General features: G+C 59.0%; 4 protein-coding genes. All 4 read left to right on the plus strand.

Annotation, left to right across the window (positions count from 1 at the left end):
- The first annotated feature begins 313 nt into the window (after positions 1 to 313).
- The 4 genes from fadD1 (at position 314) to ABJ99_RS07945 (ending at position 12,676) form a co-directional block, all read left to right on the plus strand.
- Positions 314 to 2,005, plus strand: a complete 1,692-nt coding sequence (fadD1, locus tag ABJ99_RS07930) for a long-chain-fatty-acid--CoA ligase FadD1 (protein WP_054085349.1) — start codon at positions 314 to 316, stop codon at positions 2,003 to 2,005.
- Positions 2,006 to 2,330: 325 nt separating this feature from the next.
- Complete coding sequence (gene hrpA, locus ABJ99_RS07935; protein ID WP_054085350.1) at positions 2,331 to 6,242, plus strand: ATP-dependent RNA helicase HrpA; 3,912 nt, start codon at positions 2,331 to 2,333, stop codon at positions 6,240 to 6,242.
- A 241-nt stretch (positions 6,243 to 6,483) separates the two neighbouring features.
- Positions 6,484 to 7,605 carry a beta-ketoacyl-ACP synthase III gene (locus tag ABJ99_RS07940; RefSeq protein ID WP_054085351.1) on the plus strand — a complete coding sequence of 374 codons (1,122 nt, stop codon included), beginning with the start codon at positions 6,484 to 6,486 and terminating at the stop codon, positions 7,603 to 7,605.
- A 175-nt stretch (positions 7,606 to 7,780) separates the two neighbouring features.
- On the plus strand, positions 7,781 to 12,676 hold the full coding sequence (locus tag ABJ99_RS07945) for an NEL-type E3 ubiquitin ligase domain-containing protein (protein WP_054085352.1): 4,896 nt from the start codon (positions 7,781 to 7,783) through the stop codon (positions 12,674 to 12,676).
- The last annotated feature ends 1 nt before the right edge of the window (position 12,677 follow it).

Raw genomic sequence — 12,677 nt, forward strand, 5'->3', positions numbered from 1 at the left:
GTGCTGCAAACGGGGCCGAATCTTTTCAAGTCAGGTCTTTTTTGCGTCTAGACCCCTCTGGAACAATGCTTTTAGCCCATTCAGCCCCGGTTATTGTCCTACACTATAAAGTGACTGAAATATAGAATTCAGTCACTTTAGTGACCGGGCAGCCCACTTTTGCCTCTAGGCGGCCTTTGGCAAAGCTGCTACTCTCGGCGCGCTTTTTGATCAGTCATAAAGCGAAAAAAGCGTTTACTGCACACTTCCAAACACAAGAAAATCATCGCTTCGAGCGATGTGAAGAATTCGCTATCGCTACGGAGTCGGCTGAATGAATGAAAACTTCTGGAAGGACAAGTACCCGTCCGGTATCCCCGTTGATATCAATCCCGATGAGTACCCCAATGTCCAGGCAGTCCTGAAGCAGTCCTGCGAGCGTTTCGCGGACAAGCCGGCATTCAGCAATCTGGGCAAGACCATCACGTATGGCGAGTTGTATGAGCTGTCCGGCGCGTTCGCGGCCTGGATTCAGCAGTACACCGACTTGCAGCCGGGCGACCGTATCGCCGTACAGCTACCCAATCTGTTGCAGTACCCGATCGCCGTTTTTGGTGCGATTCGCGCCGGCTTGATCGTGGTCAACACCAACCCGCTGTACACCGCGCGGGAAATGGAACACCAGTTCAATGACTCCGGCGCCAAGGCGCTGGTGTGTCTGGCCAACATGGCGCATCTGGCTGAAAAAGTCGTGCCCAAGACCCAGGTCAAGACAGTGATCATCACGGAGGTGGCCGACCTGCTGTCGCCGCTCAAGCGCCTGCTGATCAACAGCGTCGTCAAGTACGTGAAAAAAATGGTCCCGGCCTACCACTTGCCGCAGGCTATCAAGTTCAACGACATACTCGCCAAGGGCCATGGCCAGCCAGTGACCGAGGTCGCGCCCGCTGCCGCAGATATTGCAGTTCTGCAATACACCGGCGGGACGACCGGTATTGCCAAAGGGGCAATGCTGACCCACCGCAATCTGATCGCCAACATGCTTCAATGCCGGGCTCTGATGGCTTCGAACCTCAACGAAGGTTGCGAAATTCTCATCACGCCGCTACCGCTGTATCACATCTATGCCTTCACCTATCACTGCCTGGCAATGATGTTGCTCGGTAACCACAACGTTCTGATCAGCAACCCGCGCGACCTGCCTGCAATGGTCAAGGAAGTGTCGAAGTGGAAATTCACCGGCTTTGTCGGCCTCAATACACTGTTTGTGGCGCTGTGCAACAACGAAGGCTTCCGCAATCTTGATTTTTCCGCGCTGAAAATCACGCTGTCTGGCGGCATGGCCTTGCAACAGGCCGCCGCCGAGCGCTGGAAACAGGTCACCGACTGCCCGATCTGCGAAGGTTACGGCATGACCGAGACCAGCCCGGTGGCGACAGTCAACCCGATCCAGAACATCCAGATGGGCACCATCGGCATTCCGGTGCCCTCGACGCTGTGCAAAGTCATCGACGATGCGGGCAACGAGGTGGCGTTCGGCGAGCGCGGCGAACTGTGCGTCAAGGGGCCGCAAGTCATGAAAGGCTACTGGCAGCGCCAGGACGCCACCGACGAGATGCTCGATGCCGACGGCTGGCTCAAGACTGGCGATATCGCGATCATCCAGCCCGACGGCTACATCCGGATTGTCGATCGTAAGAAGGACATGATTCTGATCTCCGGTTTCAACGTTTACCCTAACGAACTGGAAGACGTACTCGCCACTCTGCCTGGCGTACTGCAATGCGCGGCAATCGGCATACCGGACGAGAAATCAGGGGAAAGCATCAAGGTCTTCGTCGTCGCAAGGCCCGGCGTGACGCTGACCAAAGAGAAAGTCATGGAACACATGCGCGCTAACCTGACCGGCTACAAGGTCCCGCGCAGTGTTGAATTCCGCGACGTCCTGCCCACCACTAACGTCGGCAAAATCCTGCGGCGCGAGTTGCGTGACGAGGAAATGAAGAAGCTGGGTGTGAAGAAGTAGGTATTCGGTATCTCCCACGCTCCGTGCTTATCGTCTTACACACTTCCCGATGAGCACGGGAATCGGGGCTCGGACCACGATGATTATCGTTCCAATGCTCCGCGTGGGAACGCCTTTCGTGACGCTCCGCGTCACAAGTCTGCGCTGCACCGCGCATTCAGGATCGGACGCAGAGCGTCCAGAAATGCGTTACCACGCAGAGTGGTAACGATAGTCATCCGCTGAAGTAATACCACCCCGACCGATTAAGCACGGTCGCTCCCACGACCCACCGCAATCTGCGACAATCCGCACCTGCCATTTGAAAAAAGACCCTGCACGCCTGATGACCGACGAATCGCCCTCTATCGACCAACTCTTGAAAAACCTCGACCAAGCGATGATCAGCGAACGTCATCGTCTGCGCCGTCAGTTGCACGAGCTGCGCAAGAAGCCCGATGAGGCGAAGCTGGCGCAGTGGGTGGCGCGGGTTCAGGCGTCGTGCGCCCAGGTGACGGCGCGGCGTGAGAGCGTGCCGGCGATTCGTTATGACGATAACCTGCCTATCGCCGCCAAGCGTGACGAAATCAAAGAAGCGCTGCTCAAGCATCAGGTGTTGATCATCGCCGGTGAAACCGGCTCGGGCAAAACCACCCAATTGCCGAAAATCTGCCTGGAAATCGGTCGCGGCCAGCATGGCCTGATCGGTCATACCCAGCCGCGCCGGATCGCCGCACGCAGCGTGGCCAGTCGGGTCGCCGAGGAGATTGGCACACCGCTGGGCGCGCTGGTCGGTTATCAGGTGCGTTTCGAGGATCAAAGCGACAGCAATACCCTGATCAAACTGATGACCGACGGCATTCTGCTGGCTGAAACCCAGCATGACCGCTTTCTTGAACGCTACGACACGATCATCGTCGACGAAGCCCACGAACGCAGCCTGAACATCGACTTCCTGCTGGGCTATCTGAAAACCCTGCTGCCACGTCGCCCGGACCTCAAGGTCATCATTACCTCGGCCACCATCGACCTGCAGCGCTTTTCCGAGCATTTCAACGATGCGCCGGTGATCGAAGTGTCGGGTCGCACCTTCCCGGTGGACGTCTGGTATCGCCCGTTGACCAGTGAGCAGGACGAAGAGGGCAACAGCGTCGAAGACGATCTGACGGTCGATCAGGCGATTCTGGCCACGCTCGATGAACTGGCAGCCTTCGAACGCAGCGAGCGCAAGAGCCCCGGTGATGTGCTGGTGTTTCTGCCCGGCGAGCGCGAGATTCGCGATGCCGCCGAGGTGCTGCGCAAGGCTCAGCTCAGGCACACCGAGATTCTGCCGCTGTATGCACGCCTTTCGCCCGCCGAACAACAGCGCATCTTTCAGTCGCATCCCGGCCGTCGCGTGGTGCTGGCCACCAACGTTGCGGAAACCTCGCTGACCGTGCCGGGTATCCGTTACGTGATCGATACCGGGACGGCGCGCATCAGTCGCTACAGCTATCGCGCCAAGGTTCAGCGTCTGCCGATCGAAGCCGTTTCCCAGGCCAGCGCCAACCAGCGTAAAGGCCGTTGCGGGCGGGTCGAGCCAGGTCTGTGCGTGCGCCTGTACAGCGAAGAGGATTTCAACGGTCGTCCCGAGTTCACCGATCCCGAGATTCTGCGCACCAACCTGGCGGCAGTGATCCTGCAGATGCTGCATCTGCGATTGGGTGAGATCACCGATTTTCCGTTCATCGAGCCGCCCGACGGCAAGGCGATCAGCGATGGTTTCAACTTGTTGCAGGAACTGTCGGCGGTCAATCGCGAGAATCAGCTGACCCCGCTGGGTCGCCAACTGGCGCGCCTGCCGGTCGATCCGCGCATGGGGCGCATGCTGCTGGAAGCGGCGCAACAGGGCAGCCTGCAAGAAGTGCTGATCGTCGCCAGCGCCATGTCGGTGCAAGACGTGCGCGAGCGGCCGCCCGAACGCCAGCAGGCGGCGGATCAGGCCCACGCGCAATGGAAGGATGCCGACTCGGATTTTGCCGGGCTGGTCAATCTGTGGCGCGGCTTCGAAGAGCAGCGCCAGACGCTGACAGCCAGCCCGTTGCGCAACTGGTGTCGGCGTAACTTTCTGAATTACCTGCGCCTGCGCGAATGGCGTGATTCCCATCGGCAACTGAGCCTGATCTGTCGCGACCTGCAACTGACGGTCAACAAGGAGCCGGCGGACTACCCGAAATTCCACAAGGCCATTCTGTCTGGCCTGCTTAGCCAGATCGGGCAAAAAGCCGACGAGGGCGATTATCTGGGGGCCCGTCAGCGACGCTTCTGGATTCACCCGTCTTCCGGGCTGGGCAAGAAGCGTCCGCAGTGGCTGATGACTGCCGAATTGGTCGAGACCACCAAACTGTACGCGCGCATGGTCGCGAAGATCGATTCAGACTGGATCGAGCCGCTGGCCGGGCACCTGATCAAAAAGAACCATTTCGAGCCGCACTGGGAGAAGAAGCGCGGGCAGGTGGTTGCGTTCGAGCAGATCACCCTGTTCGGCCTGATCGTGGTCGGTCGTCGTCCGGTGCATTACGGGCCCATCGATCCGGTGATATCGCGCGAGCTGTTCATTCGTGAAGGGCTGGTGCGTGGCGATATCCTGTCCCGGGCCAAGTGCCTGAGCGCCAATACCCGCTTGCTGGAACAGCTCGACGAGCTGGAAGCCAAGGCTCGTCGGCGCGATATTCTGGCTGACGAAGACACCCTGTACAGCTTTTATGAAGCACGCATTCCGGCCGAGATTCATCAGACGGCCACCTTCGACAGCTGGTACAAGACCGAGAGCCAGAAAAACCCGCAACTGCTGATCATGCGCGAAGAAGACGTGCTGGCCCGCGAAGCCAGTGAAGTCACCGCAGCCCAGTACCCGGACACCTTGAGCCTGGGTGATCTGAGCCTGTCGCTGAGTTATCACTTCGAGCCCAATCATCCGCGCGACGGCGTGACCCTGCGGGTGCCGGCGCCTTTGCTGTTGTCGCTGCCCGCCGAGCGTCTTGAATGGCTGGTGCCGGGCTTGCTGGAGACCAAGTGCATTGCGCTGGTCCGCAACCTGCCCAAAGCCGTGCGCAAGAACTTCGTGCCGGTTCCGGACTTTATCAAGGCGGCCCTGCAACGCATCACTTTCGCTGAAGGCTCGTTACCGCAAGCGCTGGGCCGCGAGCTGCTGCGCATGACCGGCGCGCGAGTCAGCGACGAAGCCTGGGCCGAGGCGGCGCAACAGCTTGAAGGCCATCTGAAGATGAATCTGGAAATCGTCGACGGTCACGGCAAGTTTCTCGGCGAAGGGCGTGATTTGGCCGAGCTGACGGCGCGTTTCGCGCAAGCGAGCCAGGCGGCGCTGGCAGTGCCGCATAGCGCGAAACATCAGCAGCCGGTGGAGGCCAAGGTCTTCGCCCCGGTGGCGCAGAAGACGCAGCAAAACATTGCCGGGCTGTCGATGACGGTCTATCCGGCACTGGTCGAAGAGGGCGGAACGGTCAAGGAAGGTCGTTTCTCCACTCAGGCCGAAGCCGAGTATCAGCATCGGCGTGCCTTGCAGCGCTTGTTATTGCAGCAACTGGCCGAGCCTGCGAAGTTCTTGCGCAACAAGCTGCCGGGGCAGACCGAGCTGGCCCTGCTGTATCGCGAGCTGGGGCGTATCGATGCGCTGATCGAAGACATTCTGCTGGCCAGTCTCGACAGTTGCGTGCTGGAAGGTGAAGCCGAACTGCCGCGCGACGGTGCCGGCTTGCTGTCGCTGGCCGAGCGCAAGCGTGCTGACTGGACCGAGCATGCCGAGCGGCTGGCGAAGCTGACCCTGGAAATCCTCACGCTGTGGCACGGTTTGCAAAAGCGCTTCAAGGGCAAGATTGACCTGGCCCAGGCGGTGGCCCTGAACGATATCAAGGCGCAGCTCGGCAAGCTGGTGTATCCCGGTTTTGTCCGCGAAACACCGGCGGTCTGGCTCAAGGAGTTGCCGCGCTATCTCAGGGCTATCGAAATGCGTCTGGAAAAACTGCCCGGTCAGGTGCAGAAGGACCGGGTCTGGAGCATCGAGCTGGCGGGCCTCTGGGCGCAATACCAGGCGCGCGCCGACAAGCATGCTCAGGAAGGCAAGCGCGACCCGGAACTGGCGCTGTATCGCTGGTGGATGGAAGAGTACCGCGTGTCGCTGTTCGCCCAGCAGTTGGGCACCCGAATGCCGGTGTCTGACAAACGGTTGAGCAAGCAGTGGAGTCAGGTAGAGGGCTGATGTTGCGCCACCGGTCAGCGGTTTAGCGGATGGCTATCGGGGCTATATTCATTGGCCGATAGCGCTAAAACCGGGCTGTATGGCACACTCCGCGCCTGTCTTCACCGTGTCATGAAATGCTGCTCGTTGTTGTGAGCCGCTTTTACATTTGCACTGGCGTGTGGGCCCCGACAAAGCGCGGGCCTTCGCATGCCGTGCCTGAGCAGGTCATTACCTGCAACTCAATAAAAGAGGAACGACCGTGCACAACGTCGTCATCAGCGGCACAGGCCTGTTTACCCCGGCCAACAGCATTTCCAACGAAGAGCTGGTGCAGTCTTTCAATGGCTGGGTTGCACAGTTCAACAGCGAGAACGCAGCGGCCATCGAGCGCGGTGAAGTGCAAGCGCTCAGCGAATCCAGCGCCGCGTTCATCGAGAAGGCGTCGGGCATCAAAAGCCGCTTCGTGATGGACAAGCAGGGGATTCTCGACCCGCAGCGCATGAGGCCCAACCTGCCGGAACGCAGCAATGACGAATGGTCGATCCTCTGCCAGATGGGGGTTGCAGCCGCCGAGCAGGCGTTGCAGCGTGCAGGCAAAACGGCTGCAGACATCGATGGCGTGATTGTCGCTTGCTCCAACCTGCAACGGGCCTATCCGGCAATCTCCATCGAGATTCAGGAAGCGCTGGGGATCGCAGGCTACGGTTTCGACATGAACGTGGCCTGTTCGTCGGCAACCTTCGGTATTCAGGCTGCCTGCAACAGCGTGCAGCTTGGCCAGGCGCGCGCCATGCTGGTGATCAGCCCGGAGATCTGCACCGCGCATTTGAATTTCCGTGACCGCGACAGCCATTTCATCTTCGGTGATGGTGCGACCGCAGTCGTGGTCGAGCGGGCCGACCTTGCTACCTCGCCTTACCAGTTTGATATCGTCAGCACCCGTTTGCTGACCAAATTCTCCAACAACATCCGCAACAACTTCGGCTTCCTCAACCGCACCTCGGATCAGGGCCAGAATGCACCGGACAAGCTGTTCGTGCAGGAAGGGCGCAAGGTGTTTCGTGAGGTGTGCCCGATGGTGGCCGAGCTGGTCAGTGCGCATTTGCAGGACAACGGCATCAACATCAGTGACGTGAAGCGCTTCTGGCTGCATCAGGCCAACCTGAGCATGAACCACCTGATCACCAAGAAGCTGCTGGGCCGTGATGCCAGCATCGAAGAGGCGCCGGTCATTCTCGACACTTATGGCAACACCAGTTCGGCCGGTTCGGTCATTGCGTTTCACACCTATCAGGACGATCTGCCCAAAGGCGCGCTGGCGGTGCTCAGTTCGTTCGGCGCAGGTTATTCGATCGGCAGCGTGATTCTACGCAAACGCTGAGTGCGCCCGACCATTAGCGCTCCAGGGTCTGTTCCCGTTTCATCGCGGCCGCGATGAAACGGGAGCAGACCCTGGCAAAGAGCGCTACCGGTCATGTCATATCCCGCTATGTCACATGCACCCCTTCGGGTCGCTATCGTATGGGCTTTTCACGAAGCTATCGCCGGTATCGATCATGTTCTCTGTCAACATCGCACCTGAAACGCAGGCAGCGCCTGCTACGCAGCTTCCCGCACAGCAACTCGACGCTGCGCCCTTCGAAGCCGACCATCCCAACGCCCAATTCATCCGTGACAATCTGCCGGCCTGGTATCTGAACGCACCGGCAGCGTTGCGTCAGGCCCTGCACGCCAGCCAGCAAAACAGCATGCGCTCCTGGCATGTGCTGGAGCCCATCCGTAATCGCCTGATATCGGCGCAGAAATTTGCCGCTCCGCTGCTGTCGCAGGCGTTCTCCGAGCGCTTCAAACTCGCATTGGACGTTGAAGCCTTCCAGTTGATGACCTGGCGTTACGACAGTGCCTGGAAGCCTGCGCCCCTTGAACAGACACTTTTGCAGGCCGCCTTGCAGAACTTTGCGAGCAGCAATCGAAGCCGGTTCGATCCTTATTCGGCAATTCTGCGCACAGGTGGCTTGCGGTACTGGCTGATCGACAGCGCTGAACGAAGGTACAAGGTCGAATACAAGGACCGCCTCAATATCAACCTCGAACAGTTCGCTGATTTTTGCCACGACCTGGATCTGGGTGCCCGTTATCAGACTCATCTGAACAGCATATTCAAGCCTTCCACGCCCGATGCTGCAAAAGCGGTTGCGGCTGCTTTCATCGGCTGTGAGCGTGATGCTGTCGAGGTGCTCGCGCACACTGCCATGATGAAAGGTGACATTACCGAGGCGGCTTATCAGATGCTGCTGAACATGGTGAAACCTGCCGATCCGCGACGCTGGGATGGCAAAGGCCTGCGTTACTGTCAGTTGCACATGCTCGATACCTACGCTTTTTCGGGCTGCCTTTTACACGGTGCCCTGCTGATTCAGCAGAATCTTCCCGACCCGGACAGCGGGCCTTGCGTTGTCTATCTGCCGTCGGAGCCCTCACACCCGATCAAGCAGTACGCGTCGCTGCAGGCCCTCAACGCCAGCCTCGTGCAAGCGCTCGACAGCGAAGGTTATCGGCGCTATTTCAGCCGTTTCATCAGCCTGAGCCAAAGTCCGGAGTTCTTTTCCAGGCTGAAATCGCGGCTCTATCCCGCCCCGGCGCACACGCTGGACGTCAACGCCGACCTGCTGTTGCAGACCCAGCCCTTTTCGAAGCCGCCCTGCGAGCTGCTTTACGAACATTTGCTGGCTAAAACCTATGGCGATTCACGGGCCATTGCGGTGCCGTCTGCGCAGGCGGATCAACAAGCCCGTGATGTCCTGCTTGAAAGCCTGAAAGATAACGGCATGAACGTACTCAACGCGGCCGGGCTGTTTGTGCCGGTGCTGGGCGAAGTCATGGCCGTGGTTGCGATCTATCAGCTTGCCAGTGCAGCCTTCGTGGCCTACGAAGACTGGACCCACGGTGAAGTGGAAGAGGCGATGCAACACATTTACGACATCGGCGAAAACGTTGCTCAGATGCTGGTCCTGGGAAGTGTCGCGGGCGCAGTGGCGCGCCTTGAACCGTCGATGTTCATTGAAAGCCTGGTGCAAAAGAGGGTGGACGGATCGATCCGTCTTGGAAAACCTTCGGTCAAGGCTTTTGCGGATACGGTCAGCCTGCCTGAGGGGCTGGCCGTCAATGCCTTGGGGCTCTACGAGTTTGACGGCAAGACCTGGCTGCCTCTGGACGGCAAGCTGTATCGCGTCGAAGCGGATGCGGCCGGTGTCAACTGGCGTATCAAGCACCCGGTGGATGAGCGTTCATACGCGCCCAAGCTGAAACACAATGGTGCCGGCATCTGGCACCACGAATGGGAAAATCCTATGGGCTGGGATGAAGTCAAGGCGTTCCGGCGCCTGAGCCCGGCCTGTGATGCCTTTACCGAGGACGAAATCCACAAAGTCATGCGCATTACCGGCACCAGTGAAGGTGTGTTGCGCCAGATACACGTCGAAAGCCTGCAGCCTCCAGCCCTGTTGAACGATGCCATCCAGCGCGTGGGGATCGAGCGGGAGCTGCAAGGCTGCATTGAGGCACTCAAGGCCGACGACCTGCCGGAAGTCTCGGTCGCGCACATCCAGCCATGGATGAAGCTGCTGGCTTCGTCGCCGCGCTGGCGAACGGATCGGGGGTTGTTGCTGGTCGATGCTGACGGGAACATGCTCGATGCCTGGAACGCAGGCTCGCAGATGACGCTTTCGTCTCATGCGGTGGGGCCGACAGGCAACTTGACCCAGGTGCTGGAGCAATTGCTGGAAGGGTTGACACCCGATGAAAACACGCTTCTGACCGGCACCGGCAGCACAGACAAAACCGCTCGGGTTCAAGGCTTGAAGCATCATCTGGCCAGCTACGCTGAGCGTCATGTGGAGCAACTGCTTGCCGGTGTTCAGGCACTGGAGAATCGCAGCAGCGATCCGCTTGTCGAACTGCTCCAGCGCGACTTTGGCAGACTGCCGGACAGCGTCGCCCTTGAGCTCGTCAGCATGGCGAGTGACGCTGACAAAGCATGGATGACTTCAGAGAAACGAATCCCTCTGGAGCTCGCCGAGCACGCTCGAGAGTATCAGCAGCAACTGAGGATAAACCGCGCTATCGAGGGTTTCTATCGCAATTCGACCGACAATCCCGACACTTATGTTGCAGGGCTTGGTCTGTTGCGAGACCTGCCGGGCTGGCGCGGTGATATTTCCATCGATCTGCTCAAGGACACGCTGGAAGGGGATGAAATCGCGAACCTTGAAAGCACCCAGGCCGGCGCCGTGCACCGGATTCTGGTCAGCACCGGGGAGGGGTTTCAGCGCTTCAGCCACTCGGGCGATTCCATCGGCGACGCCGATCAGCCTTTTTTCAGTGCCCTGCTGGACACCCTTACTGATGAGGCGCGCATCAATCTCGAGTTGCCGCTGAATGCGGACGCGGAGCAACTGCGCAGTCTGTCCGGGCGTATCGCATCGGGCCGACGTGACCGGGTTGCTGAGCTATTGCGCATGCAACCGATCAAGCCCGGGCTCAAATGGCCGCAGCGTTTACCGGATGGTCGAACGGGTTACCCCATGAGCGGGCGCTTGCGCGGTTTCTTTCGTCGGCTGGGTATCGGTGCTTTCAGTCATTCGCCCGAGCTTGCGGTAAAAAGTCTGTACCCGGATTTTTCCGGTGCCGAGGTGGCGAGCTTTCTGAGCGAGTTGCGTGCCGAACATACTGGAGCCGCCGGGCAGTTGCAGGGCTTCGTTCGGCAAAGGTTGCGCAGCCTCGCCGATGAGCTGAGCAACCTTCAGACCACCTTGGGCGCCTGGGTAGATGAAACGCCGTTCTCTGCGCTGCGCACTGCGAGAGAAGTTGCGACGAGGCGCATTCACGGATGCTGGAGAAGACTCAGCGTGCACTGCAGAAACTTTCAGGGTGAGTTTTTAGGCTATGCGCTCGATCTGGACAATCTACGCGTAGGAGAAATACCGGACATCGCCGCCAGCTTTGCGCATGTGGCAGTCCTGAAAGCGCGCAACATGCAGCTGACTCAATCGCAAACGGACGCACTGCTGAGAAATTTCAGCAACTTGCGATCGCTGAGTCTGGACTTCAATAATCTGCAATCCATGCCGGAGTCGATAGCACACATGACCCTGCTGGCAGAGTTGTCACTCAGCCATAACCCTTTGCAGTGGACTGAAGCGTCCAACACTATTTTGCGAAATCTGAACCGACTGGAGATTCTGGACCTTAACTTTTGCGCGCTTGGCGCCGACGCGAGCATCAGTGCAATCAACTCATTGCGCCTGCTGTTTTTGCGCAGCACGGGTATTGAAACATTACCCCGATGGAACTGGTTACGGTCTGATTTGCTTCGTATCGATCTGCGCGATAACCGCATCTCGGAAATATCGCTCGATGAACTGGATAACATCGATCGCTCGCTCAGTTCCTCCCGCCTTCACCTGCACCTGAACGGCAACCCGCTGAGTTCCCCGACACTGGCGCATATCAGGCTGTTTCGCGATGGCAGGCTACGATCGCGCTGGGGGGTTACTGTTACCCCGAACCGTCAGCCGCTTGCGGCCGGGCCAGACAGCACGCCATGGCTCGCCGGTCTTGATCGTGAGCGGATGAGTGCCCGGACAACGCTTTGGCAAGACCTGCGAGCCAGCACCGGATCTACGGATTTCTTTCAGATGCTGAGTGATCTGACGCACTCGGCTGACTTTTCCAACAACCGGGAAGAGCTCACCGAACGCGTCTGGGCGATGATCACGTCGGCCGCTGCAAGCAGGGAGCTGCGCCTTCAGTTATTCGATCTGGCTGCACATCCTCAGACATGTGGCGATGGACTGGCATTGATATTTGGCGATATGGAGATTCATGTACGGCTGTTCTCGATCATGTCGTCCGCGTCTGAAGCCGCGCAGCCTCTGGCGCTGTTCAAAATGAGCCGTAGCCTGGACCGTCTGGATCAACTGGAAAAAATTGCCCGGCGGGACATCGCGCGTCGTCAGGAAATGCGCGAGCCCGTGGATGAAGCGGAAGTGCGGTTGACCTATCGCATCGGTCTGCAGGCGCGACTCGAGCTGCCCGGTCAGCCCAGGACCATGTTGTTCAGCAACATGGCGCGGGTCACTGATACGGATCTGGATGCTGCGTACACTGAAATAACCACCCGCGAAGGCACTCGGGCGTTTTTCGAGTCGCTGGTCGCCAGGGAGTTCTGGATGAGTTATCTGGAAGTTCGTTATGCCCCCGATTTCGAGCCGGTAAAAATGCCGTTTCTCCAGCGCCTCGCCGCCCTGGATGAACTGCCGCCGAACCAGCAGTCCGATCAGCAGTATCTCGATCAGATTGCGCAAATCGCCAAAGAGCGTGAGCAGGCAGTCAATGACTTCGCGATCAGTCTTTCCAGGCAGATTTCGACCACGATGAACATAAGGCCTTAAT

Origin of the sequence: Pseudomonas syringae pv. cilantro, assembly GCF_001293775.1 — a bacterium.
Lineage (GTDB): Bacteria > Pseudomonadota > Gammaproteobacteria > Pseudomonadales > Pseudomonadaceae > Aquipseudomonas > Aquipseudomonas syringae_P.

Excerpts from the sequence above, each read along its gene's own strand:
- ABJ99_RS07945 (WP_054085352.1), top strand. The coding sequence starts at position 7,781 with ATGTTCTCTGTCAACATCGCACCTGAAACGCAGGCAGCGCCTGCTACG.
- hrpA (WP_054085350.1), top strand. The coding sequence starts at position 2,331 with ATGACCGACGAATCGCCCTCTATCGACCAACTCTTGAAAAACCTCGAC.
- fadD1 (WP_054085349.1), top strand. The coding sequence starts at position 314 with ATGAATGAAAACTTCTGGAAGGACAAGTACCCGTCCGGTATCCCCGTT.